The following is a 23,417-nucleotide window of genomic DNA, read 5'->3' on the forward strand; positions in this document are numbered from 1 at the left end:
GGCTCTCTCGCGCTGAGTGTATGGTCATCCATAGCCGTACAGTTTGCCATGAATGTATCGGTCTGTCGCTGGCTTCGTCGGGAGAGCAAGCCTAGAGCACCGCTTTCGATCAAGGAGCAGGCAGGTCACATGATCAGGGATTGGGGCGGCAAAGGCTGGGGCAGCGGATTGCTCGGCGTGCTGATCTTCAGCGGCTCGCTGCCGGCGACGCGCGTCGCGGTGGCCGGGTTCTCGCCGCTGTTCCTGACCGGCGCCCGCGCCGCGATCGCCGCCCTGCTCGGCGCCGCCTGCCTCATCCTGCTGCGCCAGCAATGGCCAAGCCGCGCCGATATCCGCCCGCTCGCGATCGTCGCGCTTGGCGTCGTGCTCGGCTTTCCGCTGCTGACGGCGCTCGCCCTGCAGCACATCCCCTCGGCGCGCTCGATCGTCTTCATCGGATTGCTGCCGCTCGCGACCGCGGTGTTCGGCGTGCTCCGCGGCGGCGAACGGCCGAAGCCGGTGTTCTGGCTGTTCTCCGCGCTCGGCAGCGCCACGGTCGTCGGTTTCGCGCTGGCCAACAGCGACAGCGGCTCCGTGACGGGGGACCTGCTGATGGTCGCGGCGGTGCTGCTCTGCGGCCTCGGCTACGCCGAGGGTGCCAGCCTGTCGCGCCGGCTCGGCGGCTGGCAGGTCATCTCCTGGGCGCTCCTGCTGTCGCTGCCGGCGATGGGCGTCATCGCGCTGCTGTTCTGGCCCTCGACCTGGCAGGGCATCGGCACGCCGGCCTGGATCGGGCTGGCTTACGTCTCGGTCTTCAGCATGCTCGTCGGCTTCGTGTTCTGGTATCGGGGCCTGGCACTCGGCGGCACGGCGACCGTCGGCCAGCTCCAGCTCCTGCAGCCGTTCTTCGGGCTGATGCTGGCCGGCTGGCTGCTCGGCGAGCCGATCGCCTGGACGATGATCGCGGCGACCGCTGTCGTGGTGCTCTGCGTCGCCGGGGCGAAGCGCTTCGCCTGAGCGGAGGCTCTTGGTTTTCGCGCGGGCCAGGACCATCTTGAGGGCCAGGGAGATGGTGCGATGGCGAGCGGATGGGCTCCGGACGGAGCGGTTCAGGACCAGATCGACGGCTCGATCACGGACGCGGTCCGCCTCGCGCGGTCCCGCCTGCCGACCGGCCCCGGCGAGATCCATTGCCAGGAATGCGGCGAGGAAATCCCCGAGGCACGGCGGCTCGCCATGCCCGGTGCCCGGCTCTGCGTCACCTGCCAGTCAGGCCATGATCGCTCGGCGGCGCAGTCCAGCTACAACCGGCGCGGCAGCAAGGACAGCCAGCTCAAGTAAGCCAAATTTGCTTACTAAGCGGCGGCGAGACCGCCGTGCTTCTCGATGAAGGCGACGATCTCCTCCACGCCCATGAGCCGGTTCAGGTCGGAGAAGACGAAGGGCCGCCCGGGGCGCTGCTTTTCCGTGTCCGCGCGCATCACCTCGAGATTGGCGCCGACATAGGGCGCAAGATCGATCTTGTTGATGATCAGCAGGTCCGAGCGGGTGATGCCAGGCCCGCCCTTGCGCGGAATCTTCTCGCCGCCGGCGACGTCGATGACATAGAGTGTGATGTCGGCGAGATCGGGCGAGAAGGTCGCGGCGAGATTGTCACCGCCGGATTCGATGAAGACGATGTCGAGATCGGGAAAGCGCCGACGCATTTCGGCGATGGCCGCGAGGTTGATCGAGGCATCCTCTCGGATCGCGGTATGGGGACATCCGCCGGTCTCGACGCCGATGATGCGCTCTTCCGGCAAAGCCTGCAGCCGGTTCAGGATCAGCTCATCCTCCTTGGTGAAGATGTCGTTGGTGACGACGGCGACCGAATAACGATCGCGCATCGCCTTGCAGAGCTTCTCGGTGAGCGTGGTCTTGCCGACGCCGACCGGGCCGCCGATGCCGACCCGGAGCGGGCCATGGGAGGATTTCACGAGCGGAACACCCTTGAATACTGGGTTTCGTGGTTCATCGACAGGATGTCGGCGCGGATGGCGCAGGAACCGAGATCATCGAGCGTCGAGCCGGCGGCGCGTCGGGCGGTGCTCACGACGACCGGCTCCAGCGCCGCGAGCGTCGCGACGCCATCGCGCTGGCCGAGCGGCACCAGCCGCACGCAGGCCTGGACGAGATTCGAAGCAAAGGCGTGGAGATAGGCTGTGAGCGCATCGGCGAGCCCGACACCATGGCATGCTGCGGCCGCGCCGACGGCCACGGGATAGGCCACCGCCCCCTCCCCGCTTGCCGGCTCCCCGCTCCAAGCGGCTATCGCATCGACGAAAGCGCTGCCTTGCAGGGTCGTTTCCATATGGCGCTCGCGCGAGCCGGACATCGCCTCGGCCAGTTCCGCGACGTTTGCAACGTCCTCGCCGGCACCGCTACGGCGCCAGGCCTCTGCCAGCAAGACCGCGTCATTCCAGGCGGAGCCTCGTTCCAGAAGAACCTCCAGCCACGCGAGCAGGCTCTGCCGATCCCGGATCAACCCATCATGGATCGCCCGCTCCAGCCCATGGCTATAGGCGAATGCCCCGACCGGAAAAGCCGGAGAGAGCCATGTCATCAGGCGGGCGAGCGCGACGGGCTCAGTCATGATGGTGGTGATGGCCGTGGGCGTGGCTGTGGCCATGGTCATGCCCTTGGGCGTGATAGGCGCCGTGGACCGGCTGGAAGCACGCGACGACCTCGCGGACGGAGGCGCCGAGCCCTTCCAGCATGGCGCGGATGATGTGGTCGCGCTGGATCAGGATGCGGCTTTCGTCGATCTGCGCCGGCAGATGACGGTTGCCGAGATGCCAGGCGAGATGGCGCAGGGGGCATGCCGGGCCAGAAAGCACCTCGTAGAGCTCCTCCTGCGCCGCGACGATCGCGACGGCGCGGCCATCCTCCAGCACGAGCCGATCGCCATCGGCGAAGAGCACCGGCTCGGGCAGATCGACCATGATCTCCTCGCCCTGGTCGGTGGTCACCAGCTTGCGGCGCAGATGGCGGGCGGCGTGATCAAGCCGGATCGTGCCGGCGGGCTCGCCGCCGCCGTGACTATGGGAAATGGCGCGGAGCATGACAGGCCTCAGAACAGGAAATAGCGCTGCGCCATCGGCAGCACGGTCGCGGGTTCGCAGGTCAGGAGCTCGCCATCGGCGCGGACCTCGTAGGTCTCGGGATCGACCTCCATATGCGGCGTCGCATCGTTCAGGACCATCGAGGCCTTGGAGATGCCGCCGCGCGTGTTCTCGACCGCGAGCATGCCCTTGGCGACGCCCAGCCGCTCTTGCAGGCCGCCGGCGATCGCCGCCCGGCTGACGAAGGTGACCGAGGAGACGGCCGGGGCGCGGCCCATGGCGCCGAACATCGGCCGGTAATGCATCGGCTGCGGCGTCGGGATCGAGGCGTTGGGATCGCCCATCGGCGCGGCCGCGATCATGCCACCGACCAGGACCATGTCCGGTTTCACGCCGAAGAAGGCGGGGTTCCAGAGAACGAGATCCGCGCGCTTGCCGACCTCCACCGAGCCGACATGTTTCGACAGGCCCTGCGCGATGGCGGGATTGATCGTGTATTTCGCGATGTAGCGGCGCACGCGCAGATTGTCGTTGTCGCCGGTCTCAGCCGACAGGCGCCCGCGCTGGACCTTCATCTTATGCGCAGTCTGCCAGGTGCGGATCGGGACCTCGCCGACGCGGCCCATGGCCTGGCTGTCGGAGGAGATGATCGAGAAGGCGCCGATATCGTGCAGGATGTCCTCGGCCGCGATGGTCTCCTTGCGGATGCGGCTCTCGGCGAAGGCGATGTCCTCGGGGATCGACGGCGACAGGTGATGGCAGACCATCAGCATGTCGAGATGCTCGGCGATGGTGTTCTGCGTATAGGGCCGCGTCGGGTTGGTCGAGGACGGGATGACGTTCGCGAGGCCGCAGACCTTGATGATGTCGGGCGCATGGCCGCCGCCGGCGCCTTCCGTGTGGAAGGCATGGATGGTGCGGCCCTTGAAGGCTGCGACCGTATCCTCGACGAAGCCGCTCTCGTTCAGCGTATCCGTGTGGATCATCACCTGAACGTCATGGTCGTCGGCCACGGCAAGGCAGTTGTCGATCGCGGCCGGCGTCGTGCCCCAGTCCTCATGCAGCTTCAGCGCGCAGGCGCCACCCTCGATCATCTCGATCAGCGCGGCCGGCTGCGAGGCATTGCCCTTGCCGGAGAGGCCGAGATTGATCGGCACGGCATCGAAGGACTGGATCATCCGGCCGAGATGCCAGGGGCCGGGCGTGCAGGTCGTCGCCAACGTGCCATGGGCCGGGCCGGTGCCGCCGCCGAGCATGGTGGTGACGCCGGACATCAGCGCCTCCTCGATCTGCTGCGGGCAGATGAAATGGATATGGGCATCGATGCCACCCGCGGTGAGGATCTTGCCTTCGCCCGCGATCGCCTCGGTGCCGGGGCCGATGACGATGGTGACGCCGGATTGCGTATCCGGATTGCCGGCCTTGCCGATGGCCACGATCCGACCGTCCTTGAGGCCGACATCCGCTTTCACGATGCCCCAGTGGTCGACGATCAGCGCGTTGGTGATGACGGTGTCGACCGCACCCTCGGCACGGCTCGCCTGGCTCTGACCCATGCCGTCGCGGATGACCTTGCCGCCGCCGAACTTCACCTCCTCGCCATAGACGGTGAAATCCTTCTCGACCTCGATGATGAGGTCGGTATCGGCGAGACGGACCCGGTCGCCGACCGTGGGTCCGTACATCTGCGCGTAAGCCGCGTGGGAGAGCTTGGCCGGCATCAGAGTTTCCCCATCACCTTCTGCTGGAAGCCATAGACGGCGCGACCGCCGCCGAACGGTACGAGGCGGACCTCGCGCTGCTGGCCGGGCTCGAAGCGCACGGCGGTGCCGGCGGCGATGTCGAGCCGCATGCCGCGGGCGGCGGCGCGGTCGAAATCGAGCGACTGGTTGGTCTCGAAGAAATGGTAGTGCGAGCCGACCTGGATCGGCCGGTCCCCGGTATTGGCGACGAGCACGACGACCGACGTCGCCCCTTCGTTGAGGGTGATGTCGCCTGCGGCGGGAAAGACCTCTCCGGGGATCATCGGCTCAGGCTCCCGAGACCAGCCAGAGCCCGCCGAGCGCGGTCAGCCCGCCGGCAATGCGCGCCGCGATCCGGCCACGATGCGAGAGCGCGTTGCCGGCGAGGCCAATGCCGAGGCCGAGCGCGTGCAGCAGCGCCGTCGCCAGCGTGAAGCCGACCATGAAGGACAGGCTCGTCGCCTCGCCCATTTCGCCGCCATGGGCATGGCCATGGAACAGCGCGAAGAAGCCAACGATCGCGGCGCCGACCGCCACGGGGACCTGCAAGGCGACCAGTGCCAGCAGGCCGAGCACCACGACGGAGGCCGCGATCGTCGGCTCGACGAAAGGCAGGCCGATGCCGGCGAGCGCCGCGACAAAGCCGAGCATCATCGTGACGATGAAGGCCGTGGGGATCATCCAGATCGCACGCCCGCCGACGAGGAAGGCCCAAAGACCGACGCCGACCATCGCCAGGATATGGTCCGCGCCGAAAAGCGGATGCGAGAAGCCGGCGGCAAAGGAGCCGTGCTCGGCCGGGTTGAGATGCGCGAGAGCCGGGCTCGCGGCACCGACGCTCAGGATCAGGGCGATCGACAGTCTCTTCATGGCAGCCTCCGGCTTCAACGGATCGGTTCGTGGACGGTGACGAGCTTGGTGCCGTCCGGAAAGGTGGCCTCGACCTGCACGTCGTGGATCATCTCGGCGACGCCCTCCATGACCTGCGCGCGCGAGACGACATGGGCGCCGGCCTCCATCAGATCGGCGACGCTGCGGCCGTCGCGCGCGCCTTCGACGACGAAATCGCTGATGAGGGCGATGGCCTCGGGATGGTTGAGCTTCACGCCGCGCTCGAGACGGCGCCGGGCGACCATGGCCGCCATGGAGATCAGGAGCTTGTCCTTCTCGCGCGGTGTCAGGTTCATGCAGTCAGTCCCTAGAGTTGCCAGACCTTGGGCAGCGGCCGGCCACCCATGAGAAGCGTGAGCAGCGGCTCCAGACGCCGCCTAAGCGCGAGCCCGGTCCCCTCGACCAGCCGCGCCAGAAACTTGCCGTTCCAGGTGCTGGCGCCACCGTCCGGCCCGATGATCGACCGGGCCGCGTCCAGAAAGCGCTCCGGTGCCGCGCCGGTGAAGAGCACGGTTGCCACGGCCCCGCAGCCGGCCATGGCGGGCTGCGGCGCGAGCCGGGCGGCGATATCGCCCTCGACGCGCAGGTCGTCGGCAAAGAGCAGCCGACCGCCGCGCCGGATGCGCCAGCGATCGTGCAGATGACCATTGCGCAGGGTCTCGCCCATCGCCTGCCGGCCGAACAGCACCGCCTCGACCGCGACCAGTTCGGCATCCTGGGCAAGATCGACATCGAGAGAACGGGACAGGCGACCGCCATCGAACAGGATCGTCTCCTGTGGCAGCCAGGCCAGCCGGGCGCCGGCCGCAAGCCGCAGGCGATTGGTCACGACGGCATCAGTTCCCGTCGAGCGATAGACGCGCTCGCAGGCCTGGGTGGTGAGGCAGGCCTCGGCGTTCTCGGCCAGATCGACTTCCGTGCCGAAGCGGTCGCCGCCGGTCAGACCGCCGGCGGTGTTGATGAGGATCGCCTGCGGGGCTTCATCGCCAAGCGGGCGCGGAAAACGCAATTTCGCGCAGCCTTCCTGAAAAAGCCGGTCGAGGCAGGTGCGGTCGTCGCGCCTGCGGAAGCTCACGCTCGCCCGTCCTTGGGCGCGCTGCATCCGCGCCGTCACGGAGTTCTGGAGATCGTCAATCGCCAGCATCGTCAGGGCCGATTCCCAGGCGGCAGGGCTTCCAGAAGACGCTGCATCTAGACCTGAATCAAGCGCTGGACCTGCGCGCCGTCGAGTTCGCCCATCGGACCGGACAGCACGACCTCGCCGCGGTCCATCACGAACATCGTGTCGGCGAGATCGCGGGCGAAGTCGAAATACTGCTCGACCAGCACGATGGCCATGCCACCTTTCTGACGCAGGTAGTCGATGGCGCGGCCGATATCCTTGATGATCGAGGGCTGGATACCCTCGGTCGGCTCGTCCAGCACCAGCAGCCTGGGTCGGGTCACCAGCGCCCGCGCGATCGCGAGCTGCTGCTGCTGGCCACCCGAGAGGTCTCCGCCGCGCCGGCCCAGCATGGTCTTCAGCACGGGGAAGAGGTCGAAGAGCTCATCCGGGACGAAGCGCTCGCGGCGCTTCAGCGGCGCAAAGCCGGTCTCCAGATTCTCCTTCACCGTCAGCAGCGGAAAGATTTCCCGCCCCTGCGGCACATAGGCGATGCCGGCCCGCGCACGATCCTCGCTGCGCAGGGCCGAGATATCGTCGCCATCGAGGCGGATATGGCCCCCGGAAATCGGCTGATGGCCGACGATGGCGCGCATCAGCGAGGTCTTGCCGACACCATTGCGCCCCATCACGCAGGTGACCTTGCCGGTCTCGGCCATGACGGAGACGCGCCGAAGCGCCTGGGCGGCCCCGTAATGCAGATCGATGGCGTCGACGGTCAGCATCTGATCACCGCCCCAGATAGACTTCGACGACGCGCTCGTTGGCGCTGACATGATCGAGCGGGCCCTCCGCCAGCACCGAGCCCTCGTGCAGCACCGTGACCTTCACGCCAAGTTCGCGGATGAAGCCCATGTCGTGCTCGACCACGATCACCGAATGATCCCGCGCGATCTCCTTGAGCAGCACCGCCGTCTGCGCCGTCTCGCCATCGGTCATGCCGGCGGCGGGCTCGTCGACGAGAAGGAGCCTAGGATCCTGGGCCAACAGCATGCCGATCTCCAGCCATTGCTTCTGGCCGTGCGAGAGCGAGCCGGCGAGCCGCTCGCGCCTGTCGGCAAGGCGGATGATGCCGAGGATGTCGTCGATGCGCTTCTGCTGCGGGCTTTCCGTCTTCCAGAACAGCGTCTTGCCGACCGTGCGCTTCGATTTGAGCGCCAGCAGGATGTTGTCCTCGATCGTATGGCTGTCGAAGACGGTCGGCTTCTGGAACTTGCGGCCGATGCCGAGATTGGCGATCGCGGCTTCGTCGAGCCTCGTCAAGTCGACCGAACCGCCGAACATGACCGTGCCGGTATCCGGCTTCGTCTTGCCGGTGATGATGTCCATCATCGTGGTCTTGCCGGCGCCGTTGGGGCCGATGATGGCGCGCATCTCTCCCGGTTCGATGGTCAGCGACAGGCCACGGATGGCCTTGAAGCCGTCGAAGGAAACGCTGACGCCGTCGAGATAGAGCAGCGAGGAGGTCAGGGCGCCGGGCACGGGAGCGTTCATCGCGATCACTCCGCCGGGGCCGGCTCGGCGGCCGGGGTGCCGTCCGGCTTGCGGCGGCGCGTCCACAATGCCTCGGCGGTGCCGAGGATACCCTTCGGCAGGAAAAGCGTGACGACGACGAAGAGCCCGCCGAGCGCGAAGAGCCAGTACGGCGCCATGAAGCCGGAGGTGAACAGCGTCTTGGCCCAGTTGACCACGACGGCGCCGAGCGCCGCGCCAACCAGCGTGCCACGCCCGCCGACCGCGACCCAGATCACGGTCTCGATCGAGTTGGCCGGGGCGAATTCGCTGGGGTTGATGATGCCGACCTGCGGCACGTAGAGCGCCCCGGCCACCCCCGCCATGCAGGCCGAGACGGTGAAGACGAAGAGTTTGAAGCGATCGACCCGGTAGCCGAGGAAGCGGGTGCGAGACTCCGCGTCGCGGATCGCGATCACGACCTTGCCGAGCTTCGAGGCGACGATGCCGCGCGCGATTAGGAAACCCGCCGCCAGCATGACGCAGGTCATCGAGAACAGCGCCGCGCGCGTCGTCTGCGCCTGGATGTTGAAGCCGAGGATGTCCTTGAAATCGGTCAGGCCGTTATTGCCGCCGAAGCCCATGTCGTTACGGAAGAAGGCGAGCAACAGCGCATAGGTCAGCGCCTGCGTGATGATCGAGAGATAGACGCCGGTGACGCGCGAGCGGAAGGCGAACCAGCCGAAGACGAAGGCGAGCAGGCCCGGCACCGCGAGCACCATCAGCATGGCGAAGGGGAAGGAGGAGAAGCCCCACCAGTACCAGGGCAGTTCCTGCCAGTTCAGGAAGACCATGAAATCCGGCAGGATCGGGTTGCCATAGACGCCGCGCGAGCCGATCTGGCGCATCAGGTACATGCCCATGGCGTATCCGCCAAGCGCGAAGAAGGCGCCGTGGCCGAGGCTCAGGATGCCGCAATAGCCCCAGACGAGGTCGAGAGAGACCGCGAGCAGCGCGTAGCAGAGATATTTGCCCCAGAGCGACATGGTCGAGGTCGGGACGTGGAAGGGAGAGGAGGCCGGCAGGAGCAGGTTCGAGAGCGGCACCAGCACGGCCAGGCCGAGCAGGATCGCGAGGAAGATGCCGCCGCGCCGGTCCATGTTCTGGAGAAGGAAGCGTGTGATCATGCTTCCACCGCCCGGCCCTTGAGCGCGAACAGGCCACGCGGGCGCTTCTGGATGAAGAGGATGATGCAGACGAGCAGCGCGATCTTGCCGAGCACGGCGCCGGCATAGGGTTCGAGCAGCTTGTTGGCGACTCCGAGCGTCATCGCGCCCACCAGCGTGCCCCACAAATTGCCGACGCCGCCGAAGACCACGACCATGAATGAGTCGATGATGTAGCTCTGGCCGAGATTGGGGCTGACATTGTCGATCTGCGAGAGCGCGACGCCGGCGAGCCCCGCCACGCCCGAACCGAGCCCGAAGGTCAGCGCGTCGATCCGGCCGGTGCGGATGCCCATGGCCGAGGCCATGCGCCGGTTCTGGGTGACGGCGCGCATCTGCAGGCCCATCGGCGTGAGCTTCAGGATGGCGAGCAGCGCAGCGAAGACCAGCGCGGCGAAAACGATGATCCAGAGCCGGTTATAGGTGATCGCCAGACCGCCAAGCTCGAAGGCGCCCGACATGAAGGAGGGCGCGCCGACCTCCCGATTGGTCGGGCCGAAGGCGGTGCGCACCGCCTGCTGCAGGATCAGGCTGATGCCCCAGGTGGCGAGCAGCGTCTCCAGCGGGCGCCCGTAGAGGAAACGGATCACGCCGCGCTCGATCGCGATGCCGACCGCGCCGGCGACGACGAAGGCGGCCGGCAAGGCGATCGCCAGCGACCAGTCGAACAGCCAGGGCGCGTTGGTGCGGATCAGCTCCTGCACCACGAAAGTCGTGTAGGCACCGAGCATCACCATCTCGCCATGGGCCATGTTGATGACGCCCATGACGCCGAAGGTGATCGCGAGCCCGATGGCGGCGAGCAGTAGAACAGAGCCGAGCGAAAGTCCGTACCAGAGGTTCTGAGCAGCGGCCCAGAGCTTCAACCGGCCTTCGATGGCGGTGATCGCCTTGGCCTGCGCTTCCTTCAGCGCCGGCGTTACGTCGCCCGGCAGCGCGCGCAGCGTCGCGAGAGCATCCTGATCGGCCCGCTCGCGCAACACCTCGATCGCAGCGAGCCGATCCAGCGATGGCGTGTCCGGCTTTGCGATCAGGATCGCGGCCTGGGCCTGACGCAGGGCGGCGAGAGCCGTAGAATCGGTTTCCTTGCCGATGGCGGCCTCGACGATCGGGAGCAGGCCGGCGTCGCGCGACTTGAACACGGCCTCGGCAGACGCCACCCGCCTTGCCGGATCGGGGTTGAGCAGCCCAAGCCCGCCGAGCGCGGCCTGCACTGCACGGCGCACCGCATTGTTCAGGCGAACGGGCTTCATGTCGGCGGGGAGGGCCGCGAGCGCGGCGCCCGTCTTCGCATCGACGAAGCCTCCGGCAGCCGTCTTCACTGCGACACCGCCTGGGCCGGCCAGCAGGCGCCCGTCGCTCAGGGACTCGACGATCAGCGCCGCATTCGGATGGGCCGTCGCCACGAGGATCTCGATCGCACGGGAGGTGTCGGAATAGCTGTCCGCCGCCAGCCGCGTGAAAGCTTCGTCAGCCGTCTGCGCGACGGACGCGACCGAAGCCGCGACCAGAGCGACGAGGATGACGAGCGCGTGCTTCAGGCGGTGGAAAACGGACATCGAGACCAGCTTCCAGTTCCAGTCATCCCGGCTCCGCGCTTCGCCCCGGCCGGAATGACGGAGCGAAGGCGAACGATATGAGCAGCGAATGAGGGGCGACCGGGATATTTCCCGTGCCGCCCCTCCCCCTCATGACCTCACACGCCGCCGCACTTGCCGGTCTTGACGTTGAAATTGCCGCATTTCTTCTCGACCCAATCGCCGATCAGGTCCTTCGAGCCATCGAGTTCCTTCGACCAGGCATCGCCGGGAACGAGGCCCGAAGTCTTCCAGACCACGTCGAACTGGCCGTCATCCTTGATCTCGCCGATGAAGACCGGCTTGGTGATGTGGTGGTTCGGAAGCATCTTCGAGATGCCGCCTGTCAGGTTCGGCGCCTCGATGCCGGGCAGCGCGTCGATGACCTTGTCCGGATCGGTGGATTTGGCCTTCTCAACCGCCTTCACCCACATGTTGAAGCCGATGTAGTGCGCTTCCATCGGATCGTTGGTGACGCGCTTCGGGTTCTTGGTGAAAGCCTGCCACTGCTTGATGAAGGCTTCGTTTTCCGGCGTCTTGATCGACTGGAAGTAGTTCCACGCGGCGAGATGGCCGACCAGCGGCTTGGTGTCGATGCCGGCAAGCTCTTCCTCGCCGACCGAGAAGGCGACGACCGGGATGTCGGTCGCCTTGATGCCCTGGTTGCCGAGTTCCTTGTAGAAGGGCACGTTGGCGTCGCCGTTGATGGTCGAGACCACCGCCGTCTTCTTGCCGGCCGAGCCGAACTTCTTGATATCGGAGACGATGGTCTGCCAGTCGGAGTGACCGAAAGGCGTGTAGTTGATCATGATGTCCTCGGGCTTCACGCCCTTGGACTTGAGGTAGGCTTCGAGGATCTTGTTCGTCGTGCGCGGATAGACATAGTCCGTGCCGGCAAGGACCCAGCGCTCGACCTTCTCCTCCTTGGCGAGATAGTCGACGGCCGGGATCGCCTGCTGGTTCGGCGCCGCGCCGGTATAGAAGACGTTGCGCTCGCTCTCCTCGCCCTCGTACTGGACGGGGTAGAACAGGATGTTGTTAAGCTCCTTGAAGACCGGCAGCACCGACTTGCGCGAGACCGAGGTCCAGCAGCCGAAGGTGGCCGCGACCTTGTCCTTGGTGATCAGCTCGCGCGCCTTCTCGGCGAAGAGCGGCCAGTTCGAGGCGGGATCGACGACGACGGCCTCCAGCTTCTTGCCGAGCAGGCCGCCCTTCTTGTTCTGCTCTTCGATGAGCATGAGCATGACGTCCTTCAGCGTCGTCTCGGAGATCGCCATCGTGCCCGAGAGCGAATGAAGGATGCCGACCTTGATTGTGTCCTGCTGCGCCACCGCCGGCAGGCGGGAGGCGCCGAGGAAAGCGGCACCGGCCAGAGCGGTGCCGAGAAATTCGCGACGGTTGCTGTTCACGGCCATCTCCCGAAGGACAGTTGGTGACGGCGCCCCCTCGACGCCGACGGGCCGTGCGGCCCATGAACCCCAGCTTCGCAAGCGATGTGCCAACCCATGCGCCAGCGCCCATTCACGGGGCTGAAAGGCCATTTTCAAGGCCGCGAAAAGCGATCAGGGGTCCGATCAGCGCGCAGCTTTCGCAGCGGCAACTCAGATTCGCTCATTTTATAAGCAGCGCGAGACAAAAGGGGAAAATTGGCGCGTCCATAGGCAGATCGCCTGCGCGCGCCCGATCGCCGCCAACAAAAAAGCCGCCCTTTGGGGGCGGCCACGAACGTCTCTGAAGGCGAGAGTGGTGCCGCAAGAGGGATTCGAACCCCCGACCCCCTCATTACGAATGAGGTGCTCTACCAGCTGAGCTATTGCGGCAATGGGTGGCGCTGTACCAGCAGGCGCCGGGCTTGGCAAGCCAATCTCGGCGCCATGCACACCGCCGCGACGTGGCCGCGCATGGCAGTCCCGTCAATCCTTGCGCAGCTTCTCCGTCTCCGGCTTCTCCTGACCGAGTGCGACGATGCCGCGGCGGATGGCGCGGGTGCGGGTGAAGTGCTTGTGCAGGGTCTCGCCGTCGCCATAGCGGATGGCGCGCGTGAGCAGGGCGAGATCCTCGTTGAAGCGGCCGAGCATCTCCAGCACCGCTTCCTTGTTGTGCAGGAAAACGTCGCGCCACATCGTCGGGTCCGACGCCGCGATGCGGGTGAAATCGCGGAAGCCGCCGGCCGAGAACTTGATCACCTCGGACTGCGTCACCGCCTCCAGATCCTCGGCCGTGCCGACGATGTTGTAGGCGATGAGATGCGGCAGGTGGCTGGTGACGGCCAGCACGAGGTCATGATGCTGCGCGCTCATCACCTCGACCAGCGCGCCCATCCCCTCCCAGAACTGGCGGGTCTTTGCGATGGCCGCAGCGTCCGTGCCTTCCGGCGGCGTCAGGATGCACCAGCGGTTGAGGAAGAGGCTGGGAAAGCCGGCATCGGGTCCGGAATTCTCGGTGCCCGCGACCGGATGGGCCGGCACGAAGGCGACGCCTTCCGGCAGGTGCGGCAGGACCGCGTCGACGACCGAGCCCTTGACCGAGCCGACATCGGAAACGATCGCGCCCGGCTTCAGCGAAGTTGCGATCTCGGCCGCGACCGGCCCGCAGACTCCGACCGGGACGCAGAAGATGATGTGATCGGCATCGCGGGCCGCCTCCGCCGCCGTCTCAGCAACGGCATGGCCGAGGCCGAGCTCGCGCGCCCGCTTGCGGACGACCTCGTCGCGATCGGCCAGCACGATCGTGCCGGCGAGATTCAGCTCCTTCGCCGCGCGCGCGATCGAGGAGCCGATCAGCCCGATGCCGATGATGGCGAGGCGGGCGAAGACCGGCTCGGAGCGGCGCGGCGCGAAGCTTTCCGCCATCTCGGTCACGCCTTGAGGAAATCGGCGAGCGCGGTGACGACGAGGCGGTTCGCCTCTTCGGAGCCGATCGTCATACGTAGCGCGTCCGGCAGGCCATAGCCGCCGACGGCGCGCAGGATGAGGCCGCGCTGGGTCAGGAAGGCATCGGCATCCTTGGCGGTCTTGCCGGGTGTCTTCGTGAAATGGATCAGCACGAAGTTGCCGACCGAGGGCGTGACGGCCAGGCCGAGTTTCTCCACCTCGGTCGTTGTCCAGGCCAGCCATTTCTCGTTGTGTTCAAGTGCTGCGGCGACATGGGCCTCGTCGGCAACGGCGGCAGCTCCCGCTTCTATGGCTGCGCCGTTGACGTTGAAGGGCCCGCGGATGCGTTCGAGCGCGTCGATGATATGCGCCGGCGCATACATCCAGCCGATGCGCAGATTGGCGAGGCCGTAGATCTTCGAGAAGGTGCGGGTCATCACGACATTCTCGCTCTCGGCGACGAGCTCGATGCCGGAGGCATAGTCATTGCGGCGGACATACTCAGCATAGGCCGCATCGAGCACGAGCAGGACATGCGGCGGCAGGCCGGCCTGCAGGCGCTTGACCTCGTCGAAGGGCAGATAGGTGCCGGTCGGGTTGTTGGGATTGGCGAGGAAGACGATCTTCGTCTTCGGCGTCACCGCTGCCAGGATGCCGTCGACATCGGCCGTGTAGTTCTTCTCGGGCACGATGACCGGCTTGCCGCCCATGGCGAGGATGGCGATGCGATACACCAGAAAGCCGTACTGACTGTAGATGCCCTCGTCGCCCGCACCGAGATAGGCCTTGGTGACCAGCTCCAGCAATTCATCCGAGCCATTGCCGCAGATGATCCGCGCCGGGTCGAGGCCATAGCGCCCGGCAATCGCCTGCTTGAGCCTGGTCGAGGTGCCGTCGGGATAGAGCTCCAGCTTGGCGGCAAGGCCTTCGAAGGCCGCGATCGCCTTCGGGCTCGGGCCGAGCGGGGTCTCGTTGGAGGAGAGCTTGTGCAGCTTCACGCCGGCAGGCGCGGCGGATTTGCCGGGAACATAGGCCTCGATATCGAGGACGCCGGGACGCGGGACGGGACGGGTCGCCATGACGATTGACCTTGCAGCAGGAAGCCAGCCCGTTCAGCGGGCGGATTTGACGGAGAAACGGGCCGCGTGGCTGCCGATCTCGGCGAAGTCGCTTAAGCCCGCCGGCAAGAGAGCCTGCCGGACCGTTGCCTGGTCGACCTCGCCGGAAGCCGCGACCAGCAGCGAGAGATGCGAGCCGTCGGCGGCCGAGGCCGAGACCTCTGCCAGATGCTCGGCAAGGCCATGTCGCAAGCTTTCGGACCAGCGCTCGACGCGGGCGGCATAGAGCACGATCTCGCGCACGGCGGCGTCCGCCAGCGGTTTGGCGATGCAATAGACCGGCGTACCCGCGGGATGGTTCGGCCGCTCGACGAAGGGCAGGCGCGCGATGATCTTCGGTGCATCCGGCCCGATCAGGTCGCGCCACCAGATGCCGGCGCTGGCGCCCTGGTCCATGCGGAAGATACCCAGGTCGCCGGCCGATCCCGCCACCGCGCGGATGACGGAGCGGGCATCCTCATGCGGGATGTAGGGGACGGTGAAGCCGAAATGAAAGCGGGCGGAATCGCGCATCGCCGCATCGCCGCCCGACATGTCGGCGTGAACCGAATAATTCGCCTGCACATAGGTGAAGGTCGCGATGATGATGCGCCAGACGCTCTCCACCGTGTCGAGCGGCAGCAGGCCCTTATGGCTGAGGGCCAGCCGCTTCATGATGTCGGCCTCGCGGCCGGGGCGGAAAGCGGAGCCGGAGGCCTGCGTCTTCTTGATCGAGATCAGCGTCTCGATGACCTGCGAGCGTTCCATCAGCAGCGCATGCATCGCGCTGTCGATGCGGTCGATCTCGCCGCGCAGATCGGCAAGGGTGGTCGGGGCGGCTTCGGTCATGGCAACGCACTTTCCGGCAAGGCCACGCTCCTTAGCGCTCCCGCAACGCCTTGGCAAAGCCGGCTGCGCAGTCCCGCGTTGACAGCGATGCGCCGACACGGCATCGCTAGTTCGGTTTTCCGAACGCCCGGACCGGCAAGACAAATGGCACCGTCGAAGCGGACGATATGAGCGATCTCTCCCCCAGCCTGGCCGATCCGCAGAAGGAGGCGAACGAGCCCTCAAGCCCGGTCGCGCGCTTCGGGCCCGACACGCCCTTGCTGATGGATTGCGGCGTCGTGCTCGACCATTGGCAGATCGCCTACCAGACTTACGGCGCGCTGAACGCCGACAAGTCCAACGCCATCCTGGTCTGCCACGCCCTGACCGGCGACCAGTATGTCGCAAGCCGCAACCCGATCACCGGCAAGGGCGGCTGGTGGACGGCGATGATCGGGCCGGGCAAGCCGATCGATACCGACCGCTTCTTCGTGATCTGCGCCAATGTGATCGGCGGCTGCACCGGCACGACCGGGCCGGCCTCGACCAATCCCACGACGGGCAAGCCCTGGGGGCTGTCCTTCCCGGTCGTCACCATCCGCGACATGGTGCGGGCGCAGGCCGCGCTGGTCGACTCGCTGGGTATCGGGACGCTGTTCTGCGTCGCCGGCGGCTCGATGGGCGGCATGCAGGTGCTGCAATGGGCGGCGAGCTATCCGGCGCGCGTGTTCTCGGCGCTGCCGCTCGCGACCGGCGCCAAGCACTCGGCCCAGAACATCGCCTTCCACGAGGTCGGCCGGCAGGCGGTGATGGCCGATCCCGAATGGCGGCAGGGGCGCTATCTCGAAGAAGGCACGCGCCCGGCAAAGGGACTGTCGGTCGCGCGGATGGGCGCGCATATCACCTATCTCTCGGAACAGGCGCTGCACCGCAAGTTCGGCCGCAAGCTGCAGGACCGGGCGGCGCCAACCTTCTCCTTCGATGCGGACTTTCAGGTGGAAAGTTACCTCCGCCATCAAGGACTGAGCTTCGTCGAGCGCTTCGACGCCAATTCCTATCTCTACGTGACGCGGGCGATGGATTATTTCGACCTCGCCGCCGACCATGACGGTGTGCTGGCGCGCGCCTTCACGGGCACGAAGACGCGTTTCTGCGTGGCGTCCTTCACCTCGGACTGGCTGTTCCCGACAGCGGATTCGCGCGCGATCGTGCATGCGCTCAACGCGGCCGGGGCCTCGGTCTCCTTCGTCGAGCTGGAGAGCGACAAGGGCCACGACGCCTTCCTGCTGGAAGAGCCCAATCTCTTCGCCACGACGCGCGGCTTCATCGGCGCGGCGGCACGGGCGCGGGGGCTTTGATGTTGAACCTCTCCCGTCATTCCGGGGCATCGCGCAGCGATGAGCCCGGAACCCAGAACCGATGCCGCTCGTCCATAGGGCGCCGGCTACGGAGCACCCCGATGATGGGAACCTGCGGTTCTGGGTTCCGGGCTCAGGCCTGCGGCCTGCCCCGGAATGACGGCAGTGGTTCCCGCGCCTATGCGAGCTTCGCCGAATGACCCTTCCCGACGGCAACCAGACCAACCGCATCGACCTCCGGCTCGTCGCCGAGATGGTGCAGCCGGGCACGCGCGTGCTCGATGTCGGCTGCGGCGATGGCGCCCTGCTCGCGCTGCTGGCGGAAAGCCGACAAGTGGATGCGCGCGGCATCGAATTGTCGCGCGAGGGGGTGGCGGATTGCGTGGCGCGCGGGCTCTCGGTGATCCAGGGCGACGCCGATACCGACCTCGCCGACTATCCCGACGACTCGTTCGACTACGTCATCCTCTCCCAGACGATCCAGGCGACGCGCAATCCCCGCCTCGTGCTGGAACAGATGCTGCGCATCGGCCGGCACGCCATCGTTTCCTTCCCGAATTTCGGGCATTGGCGGATGCGCAGCCAGGTCTTCTTCCAGGGGCGGATGCCGGTGACGGAGTCCCTGCCCTATGCCTGGTGGGACACGCCCAACATCCATTTCTGCACGATCCGGGACTTCGTGACGCTCTGCGACCAGATCGGCGCCCGCAAGGAGCGTGCGGTCGCGCTCGACGCGGCCGGCGGCAAGGTCGGTGTCAATGCGCCCTGGTGGTTCTGGAACCTGTTCGGCGCTCAGGCGGTGTTCCTGCTGAAGCGGGGCTGAGGCCCGGGGTCAGCCGGCGGAGGCCAGCGCCCGCGTCGCGGCGGGCTCCCGCGCGGTGTCGGCCTCGGCGCGGATGACCGGCAGCGATTCGGGATGTTCGCGCTGCAGGAAGTCGACCAGCTTCTCGCGGACCTCGCAGCGCAGGTCGAAGACGCGCGGCGACGTGCGGGCACTGGCGAGGATACGCAGCTCCATGGTGTTCTGCCGGAAATCCGTGACCTGCACCGCGAGCACGCGCCCGTCCCAGAGCGGCGTCGCCCTGGCGATCTCGGCGACCTTTTCGCGGATGGTCGCGACCGGCGCGCGATAGTCGAGATAGATCATCACCGTGCCGATCAGGGCGGATTCCTCGCGGGTCCAGTTCTGGAAGGGCTTCTCGATGAAATAGCTCAGGGGCAGGATCAGGCGGCGCCAGTCCCAGAGCCGCAGCACGACATAGGTCGAGGTGATCTCCTCGACATTGCCCCATTCGCCCTCGACGAGCAGCGCATCGTCGATGCGGATCGGCTGCGTCACCGCGAGCTGGATGCCGGCGAAGACGTTCTTCAGCACGGGCTGCAAGGCGAGACCCGCGACGATGCCCGCCGCGCCGGCCGAAGCCAGCAAGCTGACGCCGTATTGCCTGACGCCGTCGAAGCTCATCAGCACAGCCGCGATGGTGAGGAGCAGGATGATGAGTTCGGCGACGCGCCGCAGGATACGCGTCTGGGTGACGTGCTTGCGCGCCAGCAGGTTGTCGTCGGCATCGAGCTTGAAGCGGCGCAGATAGACGGTCGTCCAGATATGCAGCGCCGTCTTGGCGATCCAGCCGAGCAGCGCGATGAAGGCGATCAGCAGGACCAGCTTGAGAAATTCGGCCTGGCCCGATGTCAATGGCGAGACGCTCGCGGCGAAACCGAGCGCGACGATGATGACGGCGAAACGCGTCGGACCGTGCGTGCGCGACACTAGCGAGCGCCAGAACAGGTCCATCCGGGCGACGATCCGCGTCACGATCGCGAAAGCGATGCGATGGACAAGGACGCCGAGCGCAACCGCCAGGGCGAACAGGATCAGGCTGATCAGCCAGTTCGGCAGGAAATCGAGCGAACCGCCGATGGCGATGAAGATGTCATGCAGCGTCATGGGTCTCGCGCGATGCGTCGGTTTTCATCATTTCGCAACGCAGCATAGCGCGGGCGGTTCGACGAGAACATGACCTCGACGCGGAAACGCCCCCGCGGATAACGCGGGGGCGTCGCGGCCTGTCGGATGGAACAGGCTCAGTTCAGCGCGACGCCGGCCGGCCGCTGCTCCTTCACGGCCGCGACCGAGCCCAGCATCAGCGAGCCCGGGCCGACGGTGATCGGCACATCCTCGCCATCGACGATGTCGCCCGCGAGGATCGCCTCGGCCAGCGGGTCCTGCACCGACTTCTGGATCACGCGTTTCAGCGGGCGTGCGCCATAGGCGGGGTCGTAACCCTTGTCCGCCAGCCACTCGCGCGCCTCCTTCGAGAGCTCGAGCGTGATCTTGCGATCGGTCAGCAGCTTCTGGAGCCGGGCCATCTGGATGTCGACGATCGCGTCCATGTCCTTCCGCCGGAGGCGATGGAACAGGATGATGTCGTCGATCCGGTTCAGGAATTCCGGCCGGAAGGCGTGGCGGACCACGCCCATGACTTCGTCGCGAACCGCATCGCTGTCCTGCCCCTCGGGCTGATTCACCAGAAACTCCGAACCGAGATTCGAGGTCATGATGATCAGAACGTTGCGGAAATCGACGGTGCGGCCCTGGCCATCGGTCAGGCGGCCGTCGTCGAGCACCTGCAGCAGGACGTTGAACACGTCCGGATGCGCCTTCTCCACCTCGTCGAACAACACGACCTGATAGGGCCGGCGGCGAACCGCTTCGGTCAGCGCCCCGCCCTCCTCGTAGCCGACATAGCCGGGAGGCGCGCCGATGAGCCGGGCGACCGAGTGCTTCTCCATATATTCGGACATGTCGATGCGCACGAGCGCCGTGTCGTCGTCGAACAGGAACGAGGCCAGCGCCTTGGTCAGCTCGGTCTTGCCGACGCCGGTGGGGCCGAGGAACATGAAGGAGCCGATCGGACGGTTCGGGTCCTGCAGGCCGGCACGGGCGCGACGGACCGCGGTCGAGACCGCCTCCACCGCCTCCTTCTGCCCGACGACGCGGGAGCCGAGAACCTCCTCCATGCGGAGCAGCTTCTCCTTCTCGCCTTCGAGCATCCGGTCGACCGGCACGCCGGTCCAGCGCGAGACGACCGCCGCGACGTGATCGGGCGTCACCGCCTCCTCGACCATGCCGGCGCTCTCGCCCTTCTCCTCGATCTCGGCCAGGCGCTTCTCAAGCTGCGGAATCTCGCCATAGGCGAGTTCGCCCGCACGCTGGTACTCGCCCTTGCGCTGCGCCTGGGCGAGCTCGTTGCGGGCGTTGTCGAGCTTGGTCTTGATCTCGGCGGCCGCGCCCAGCTTGTCCTTCTCAGCCTTCCACTTGGCCGTGATGGTGTCGGAGCGCGTCTCCAGATCGGCCAGCTCGGATTCGAGCCGCTTCAACCGCTCCTTCGAGCCGGCATCGCTCTCCTTCTTGAGCGCCTCCTGCTCGATCTTGAGCCGAACGATCTCGCGATCGATCGAATCCAGCTCCTCGGGCTTGGAATCGACCTGCATGCGCAGGCGCGCCGAGGCCTCGTCGACGAGGTCGATCGCCTTGTCCGGCAGGAAGCGGTCGGTGATGTAGCGGTTCGACAGGGTCGCGGCCGAGACCAGCGCCGAATCCGTGATGCGGACGCGGTGGTGCTGCTCGTATTTCTCCTTCAGGCCGCGCAGGATCGAGATGGTGTCCTCGACCGTCGGCTCCTCGACGAAAACGGGTTGGAAGCGCCGCGCCAAGGCCGCGTCCTTCTCGACATATTTGCGGTACTCGTCGAGCGTCGTCGCGCCGACGCAGTGCAATTCGCCGCGGGCAAGGGCCGGCTTCAGCAGGTTCGAGGCATCCATCGCGCCGTCGGTCTTGCCGGCACCGACGAGGGTGTGCATCTCGTCGATGAACAGGATGACGCCGCCATCCGAGGACGAGACCTCGGTCAGCACCGCCTTCAGCCGCTCCTCGAACTCGCCGCGATATTTCGCACCGGCGATGAGCGAGCCCATGTCGAGCGCGAGCAGTTCCTTGTCCTTCAGGCTCTCGGGCACGTCGCCATTGACGATGCGCAGCGCGAGGCCCTCGGCGATGGCGGTCTTGCCAACGCCGGGCTCGCCGATCAGGACGGGATTGTTCTTGGTCCGGCGCGAGAGAACCTGAATCGTGCGGCGGATCTCCTCGTCGCGGCCGATGACCGGGTCGAGCTTGCCCTCGCGCGCCGCGGCGGTGAGGTCGCGGGCGTATTTCTTCAGCGCGTCATAGGCCTGTTCGGCGGACGCGGAATCGGCGGTGCGGCCCTTGCGGATCGCCTCGATCGCGGCGTTCAGCGCCTGCGGCGTCACGCCGGCCTTGGAGAGCGCCTTGCCGGCCTCGCTATCCTTCTCGATCGCGAGCGCGAGCAGCAGCCGCTCCACCGTGACGAACGAGTCGCCAGCTTTCTCCGCCGCCTTCTCGGCGGTGTCGAAGACGCGGGCGAGGCCCGGCGTCAGGTTGAGCCCGCCCGAGCCGCCCGAGACCTTCGGGAGCTTGGCCAGCGCCTGATCGACGAATTGCAGCGCGACGCGCGACTGGCCGCCGGCCCGGTCGATCAGACCGGCCGCCATGCCCTCGTTGTCGTCGAGCAAAGCCTTCAGAAGATGCTCGGGGGTGAACTGCTGGTTCCCCTCCCGCAAGGCGATCGTCTGCGCCGCCTGGAGAAAGCCCTTCGCGCGATCGGTATATTTCTCGATGTTCATTCAGATATCTCCGCCCGCAGGCCACGCCCCGTAGCGACGTGAACCTGCTGCCCTTTCATCAGGATGGGGCGCCGCGATGGGCCGCCCCTCGCCCTCCAAGATAGTGTGGCTTTCACGCAACGGAAGAGGCTTGGCCCAGAATTGACCTGGCGCAAGCGGCAGGCACAGATCGGGCATGGCCGGAACCAAGCGACAGCAGGCGATTCGGAAGGCGTTGAGGGCGCTGGCGCCGGGCATTCCGCTGTCGGACGCCGAGGCCGTGGTGACGCTGGCCGAGCGGCGCCACATGAAGGACCTGCCGCCCTCGACCGCGCTCTGGCTCGCGCTCGGCAGCCATGTCCGCCATGTCCATACCGATTACGAGCGGCTGCTGGGCGAGGGCTACGACCGCGACGCCGCACGCTTCTTCGTCGCCGATGAGACCGACGCCGTGCTCGCCGGTTGGGGCTGCCAGCGGTCAGTGAGCGATGGCGAGGACGAATGATGCGGCATCCGCTGTCGCGACAGCCGGTTCTCACTTTTCGGGCCGATGCCGAGGACTGATCGAAACGGATACAGAATTTGATCTATCAGAGCCGACGGAGAAGGTTATGGTCCGCCACCTTGCCTCAGCCGGACCTGACCATGCGCATCGAAACGCTGTACCGCTATCCCGTGAAGGGCCTCTCGCCGGAACGGCTGAAGCGCGCCACGCTGCCGGCCGGCGGCTATTTTCCAGGAGACCGGCTTTTCGCCATCGAGAACGGCCCCTCCGGCTTCGATGCCGCCGATCCCGTGCATCAGCCCAAGATCAAGTACCTGATGCTGATGCGCAACGAGTCGCTGGCACGGCTGAAGACCCGCTACGACGATGCCAGCGGCGATCTCGTCATCCATGAGGGCGGGCAGGAGGTGCTGCGCGCGGCGACAGCCAATCAAGAGGGCCATGCCGCGATCTCGCGTTTCTTCACAGGCTTCATGCCCGAGGAACTGCGCGGCGAGCCGAAGCTGCTGACCGCACCGCCGAGCTATCGCTTCACCGATTCGCGCTCCGGCTTCGTCTCGATCATCAACCTCGCCAGCGTCGCCGATCTCGAAACGCGCCTCGGACAGCCTGTCGATCCGCTGCGCTTCCGCGGCAACCTGATGGTCAGCGGGCTCGCGGCCTGGGCCGAGAACGATCTTGTCGAGCGCGAACTCTCCGGCCCCGGCGGCCTGCGCCTGCAGGTGATCAAGCGGATCGAGCGCTGCGCCGCGACCAATGTCGATCCCGAGACCGGCGCGCGCGACATGCAGATCCCCAAGGCGCTGATGAAGAATTACGGCCATGTCGATTGCGGCATCTATTGCCGCATCCTCGCCGACGGCACGCTCGGCGAAGGCGACAACCTGACCGTCGCGGATGTGCCGGCCAAACTCGGCATTTCCTGATACTCGTTCAAACACAG

General features: G+C 66.6%; 24 protein-coding genes and 1 tRNA gene. 6 read left to right on the top strand and 19 right to left on the bottom strand.

What is annotated here, in order from left to right; genetic code table 11:
• The first annotated feature begins 129 nt into the window (after window positions 1-129).
• Together OCUBac02_RS19250 and OCUBac02_RS19255 are read left to right on the top strand one after the other, a co-directional pair.
• Window positions 130-996, top strand: a complete 867-nt coding sequence (locus tag OCUBac02_RS19250; protein ID WP_173047908.1) for a DMT family transporter — start codon at window positions 130-132, stop codon at window positions 994-996.
• 60 nt (window positions 997-1,056) lie between these two features.
• Window positions 1,057-1,320 (top strand): DksA/TraR family C4-type zinc finger protein, encoded by a 264-nt coding sequence (locus tag OCUBac02_RS19255; RefSeq protein ID WP_173047910.1) that lies wholly within the window; start codon window positions 1,057-1,059, stop codon window positions 1,318-1,320.
• Between the two features lie 14 nt (window positions 1,321-1,334).
• Here OCUBac02_RS19255 and ureG read toward each other — a convergent pair whose 3' ends face one another.
• From ureG to OCUBac02_RS19340, 17 genes are all read right to left on the bottom strand, one after another.
• Window positions 1,335-1,955 carry an urease accessory protein UreG gene (ureG, locus tag OCUBac02_RS19260; protein ID WP_173047912.1) on the bottom strand — a complete coding sequence of 207 codons (621 nt, stop codon included), beginning with the start codon at window positions 1,953-1,955 and terminating at the stop codon, window positions 1,335-1,337.
• A complete protein-coding gene (locus OCUBac02_RS19265; protein WP_465247732.1) occupies window positions 1,952-2,653 on the bottom strand; it encodes an urease accessory protein UreF in 702 nt (233 codons plus the stop codon). The genes ureG and OCUBac02_RS19265 overlap by 4 nt, the downstream gene beginning before the upstream one ends.
• Window positions 2,604-3,080: an urease accessory protein UreE gene (locus tag OCUBac02_RS19270; RefSeq protein WP_173047916.1), complete on the bottom strand. Its 477-nt coding sequence runs from the start codon at window positions 3,078-3,080 to the stop codon at window positions 2,604-2,606. The genes OCUBac02_RS19265 and OCUBac02_RS19270 overlap by 50 nt, the downstream gene beginning before the upstream one ends.
• An 8-nt stretch (window positions 3,081-3,088) precedes the next feature.
• Complete coding sequence (gene ureC, locus OCUBac02_RS19275) at window positions 3,089-4,801, bottom strand: urease subunit alpha (RefSeq protein WP_173047918.1); 1,713 nt, start codon at window positions 4,799-4,801, stop codon at window positions 3,089-3,091.
• Window positions 4,801-5,106: an urease subunit beta gene (locus OCUBac02_RS19280; protein WP_173047920.1), complete on the bottom strand. Its 306-nt coding sequence runs from the start codon at window positions 5,104-5,106 to the stop codon at window positions 4,801-4,803. The genes ureC and OCUBac02_RS19280 overlap by 1 nt, the downstream gene beginning before the upstream one ends.
• Before the next feature lie 4 nt (window positions 5,107-5,110).
• Window positions 5,111-5,692 carry a HupE/UreJ family protein gene (locus OCUBac02_RS19285; protein WP_173047922.1) on the bottom strand — a complete coding sequence of 194 codons (582 nt, stop codon included), beginning with the start codon at window positions 5,690-5,692 and terminating at the stop codon, window positions 5,111-5,113.
• A gap of 14 nt (window positions 5,693-5,706) precedes the next feature.
• Window positions 5,707-6,009 (bottom strand): urease subunit gamma, encoded by a 303-nt coding sequence (locus OCUBac02_RS19290; RefSeq protein WP_047579581.1) that lies wholly within the window; start codon window positions 6,007-6,009, stop codon window positions 5,707-5,709.
• 11 nt (window positions 6,010-6,020) lie between these two features.
• Window positions 6,021-6,857: an urease accessory protein UreD gene (locus OCUBac02_RS19295; RefSeq protein WP_244638994.1), complete on the bottom strand. Its 837-nt coding sequence runs from the start codon at window positions 6,855-6,857 to the stop codon at window positions 6,021-6,023.
• Between the two features lie 47 nt (window positions 6,858-6,904).
• Complete coding sequence (urtE, locus tag OCUBac02_RS19300; protein WP_173047925.1) at window positions 6,905-7,600, bottom strand: urea ABC transporter ATP-binding subunit UrtE; 696 nt, start codon at window positions 7,598-7,600, stop codon at window positions 6,905-6,907.
• 4 nt (window positions 7,601-7,604) lie between these two features.
• Window positions 7,605-8,369, bottom strand: a complete 765-nt coding sequence (urtD, locus tag OCUBac02_RS19305; RefSeq protein WP_047577072.1) for an urea ABC transporter ATP-binding protein UrtD — start codon at window positions 8,367-8,369, stop codon at window positions 7,605-7,607.
• 5 nt (window positions 8,370-8,374) lie between these two features.
• Window positions 8,375-9,514 carry an urea ABC transporter permease subunit UrtC gene (gene urtC / locus OCUBac02_RS19310; RefSeq protein WP_173047927.1) on the bottom strand — a complete coding sequence of 380 codons (1,140 nt, stop codon included), beginning with the start codon at window positions 9,512-9,514 and terminating at the stop codon, window positions 8,375-8,377.
• Entirely contained in the window at window positions 9,511-11,112 is a 1,602-nt protein-coding gene (gene urtB, locus OCUBac02_RS19315) for an urea ABC transporter permease subunit UrtB (RefSeq protein ID WP_173047929.1), read from the bottom strand. The genes urtC and urtB overlap by 4 nt, the downstream gene beginning before the upstream one ends.
• A gap of 137 nt (window positions 11,113-11,249) precedes the next feature.
• Window positions 11,250-12,539 carry an urea ABC transporter substrate-binding protein gene (urtA, locus tag OCUBac02_RS19320; protein ID WP_465247733.1) on the bottom strand — a complete coding sequence of 430 codons (1,290 nt, stop codon included), beginning with the start codon at window positions 12,537-12,539 and terminating at the stop codon, window positions 11,250-11,252.
• A 335-nt stretch (window positions 12,540-12,874) separates the two neighbouring features.
• Window positions 12,875-12,950 (bottom strand) — tRNA-Thr (locus OCUBac02_RS19325).
• A gap of 93 nt (window positions 12,951-13,043) precedes the next feature.
• On the bottom strand, window positions 13,044-13,982 hold the full coding sequence (locus tag OCUBac02_RS19330) for a prephenate/arogenate dehydrogenase family protein (RefSeq protein WP_173047931.1): 939 nt from the start codon (window positions 13,980-13,982) through the stop codon (window positions 13,044-13,046).
• A gap of 5 nt (window positions 13,983-13,987) precedes the next feature.
• Complete coding sequence (gene hisC, locus OCUBac02_RS19335; RefSeq protein WP_156134654.1) at window positions 13,988-15,088, bottom strand: histidinol-phosphate transaminase; 1,101 nt, start codon at window positions 15,086-15,088, stop codon at window positions 13,988-13,990.
• 27 nt (window positions 15,089-15,115) lie between these two features.
• Window positions 15,116-15,949 (bottom strand): chorismate mutase, encoded by an 834-nt coding sequence (locus OCUBac02_RS19340; RefSeq protein ID WP_173047932.1) that lies wholly within the window; start codon window positions 15,947-15,949, stop codon window positions 15,116-15,118.
• Between the two features lie 167 nt (window positions 15,950-16,116).
• On the opposite strand from OCUBac02_RS19340, the gene metX reads away from it, so the two are divergent.
• Both metX and metW read left to right on the top strand, forming a co-directional pair.
• Window positions 16,117-17,286, top strand: a complete 1,170-nt coding sequence (metX, locus tag OCUBac02_RS19345; RefSeq protein WP_047572775.1) for a homoserine O-acetyltransferase MetX — start codon at window positions 16,117-16,119, stop codon at window positions 17,284-17,286.
• A 196-nt stretch (window positions 17,287-17,482) separates the two neighbouring features.
• On the top strand, window positions 17,483-18,109 hold the full coding sequence (gene metW / locus OCUBac02_RS19350; RefSeq protein WP_173047933.1) for a methionine biosynthesis protein MetW: 627 nt from the start codon (window positions 17,483-17,485) through the stop codon (window positions 18,107-18,109).
• Window positions 18,110-18,118: 9 nt separating this feature from the next.
• On the opposite strand, the gene OCUBac02_RS19355 is transcribed toward metW, so the two are convergent.
• Window positions 18,119-19,234: a mechanosensitive ion channel family protein gene (locus tag OCUBac02_RS19355; protein WP_052232515.1), complete on the bottom strand. Its 1,116-nt coding sequence runs from the start codon at window positions 19,232-19,234 to the stop codon at window positions 18,119-18,121.
• Window positions 19,235-19,371: 137 nt separating this feature from the next.
• Complete coding sequence (gene clpB / locus OCUBac02_RS19360; RefSeq protein ID WP_173047934.1) at window positions 19,372-21,990, bottom strand: ATP-dependent chaperone ClpB; 2,619 nt, start codon at window positions 21,988-21,990, stop codon at window positions 19,372-19,374.
• Between the two features lie 175 nt (window positions 21,991-22,165).
• On the opposite strand from clpB, the gene OCUBac02_RS19365 reads away from it, so the two are divergent.
• Window positions 22,166-22,474, top strand: a complete 309-nt coding sequence (locus OCUBac02_RS19365) for a DUF2293 domain-containing protein (protein WP_047580851.1) — start codon at window positions 22,166-22,168, stop codon at window positions 22,472-22,474.
• A gap of 140 nt (window positions 22,475-22,614) precedes the next feature.
• Entirely contained in the window at window positions 22,615-23,400 is a 786-nt protein-coding gene (locus OCUBac02_RS19370) for an MOSC domain-containing protein (RefSeq protein ID WP_173047935.1), read from the top strand.
• Window positions 23,401-23,417: the final 17 nt, after the last annotated feature.

This window comes from Bosea sp. ANAM02, assembly GCF_011764485.1.
Lineage (GTDB): Bacteria > Pseudomonadota > Alphaproteobacteria > Rhizobiales > Beijerinckiaceae > Allobosea.

Excerpts from the sequence above, each read along its gene's own strand:
- OCUBac02_RS19285 (WP_173047922.1), bottom strand. The coding sequence starts at position 5,692 with ATGAAGAGACTGTCGATCGCCCTGATCCTGAGCGTCGGTGCCGCGAGC.
- OCUBac02_RS19250 (WP_173047908.1), top strand. The coding sequence starts at position 130 with ATGATCAGGGATTGGGGCGGCAAAGGCTGGGGCAGCGGATTGCTCGGC.
- OCUBac02_RS19280 (WP_173047920.1), bottom strand. The coding sequence starts at position 5,106 with ATGATCCCCGGAGAGGTCTTTCCCGCCGCAGGCGACATCACCCTCAAC.
- urtB (WP_173047929.1), bottom strand. The coding sequence starts at position 11,112 with ATGTCCGTTTTCCACCGCCTGAAGCACGCGCTCGTCATCCTCGTCGCT.
- OCUBac02_RS19340 (WP_173047932.1), bottom strand. The coding sequence starts at position 15,949 with ATGACCGAAGCCGCCCCGACCACCCTTGCCGATCTGCGCGGCGAGATC.
- OCUBac02_RS19270 (WP_173047916.1), bottom strand. The coding sequence starts at position 3,080 with ATGCTCCGCGCCATTTCCCATAGTCACGGCGGCGGCGAGCCCGCCGGC.
- clpB (WP_173047934.1), bottom strand. The coding sequence starts at position 21,990 with ATGAACATCGAGAAATATACCGATCGCGCGAAGGGCTTTCTCCAGGCG.
- OCUBac02_RS19355 (WP_052232515.1), bottom strand. The coding sequence starts at position 19,234 with ATGACGCTGCATGACATCTTCATCGCCATCGGCGGTTCGCTCGATTTC.
- OCUBac02_RS19255 (WP_173047910.1), top strand. The coding sequence starts at position 1,057 with ATGGCGAGCGGATGGGCTCCGGACGGAGCGGTTCAGGACCAGATCGAC.
- urtC (WP_173047927.1), bottom strand. The coding sequence starts at position 9,514 with ATGATCACACGCTTCCTTCTCCAGAACATGGACCGGCGCGGCGGCATC.
- OCUBac02_RS19290 (WP_047579581.1), bottom strand. The coding sequence starts at position 6,009 with ATGAACCTGACACCGCGCGAGAAGGACAAGCTCCTGATCTCCATGGCG.
- urtD (WP_047577072.1), bottom strand. The coding sequence starts at position 8,369 with ATGAACGCTCCCGTGCCCGGCGCCCTGACCTCCTCGCTGCTCTATCTC.
- metX (WP_047572775.1), top strand. The coding sequence starts at position 16,117 with ATGAGCGATCTCTCCCCCAGCCTGGCCGATCCGCAGAAGGAGGCGAAC.
- metW (WP_173047933.1), top strand. The coding sequence starts at position 17,483 with ATGACCCTTCCCGACGGCAACCAGACCAACCGCATCGACCTCCGGCTC.
- OCUBac02_RS19295 (WP_244638994.1), bottom strand. The coding sequence starts at position 6,857 with ATGCTGGCGATTGACGATCTCCAGAACTCCGTGACGGCGCGGATGCAG.
- OCUBac02_RS19265 (WP_465247732.1), bottom strand. The coding sequence starts at position 2,653 with ATGACCATGGCCACAGCCACGCCCACGGCCATCACCACCATCATGACT.
- OCUBac02_RS19370 (WP_173047935.1), top strand. The coding sequence starts at position 22,615 with ATGCGCATCGAAACGCTGTACCGCTATCCCGTGAAGGGCCTCTCGCCG.
- ureC (WP_173047918.1), bottom strand. The coding sequence starts at position 4,801 with ATGCCGGCCAAGCTCTCCCACGCGGCTTACGCGCAGATGTACGGACCC.
- OCUBac02_RS19330 (WP_173047931.1), bottom strand. The coding sequence starts at position 13,982 with ATGGCGGAAAGCTTCGCGCCGCGCCGCTCCGAGCCGGTCTTCGCCCGC.
- OCUBac02_RS19365 (WP_047580851.1), top strand. The coding sequence starts at position 22,166 with ATGGCCGGAACCAAGCGACAGCAGGCGATTCGGAAGGCGTTGAGGGCG.
- urtE (WP_173047925.1), bottom strand. The coding sequence starts at position 7,600 with ATGCTGACCGTCGACGCCATCGATCTGCATTACGGGGCCGCCCAGGCG.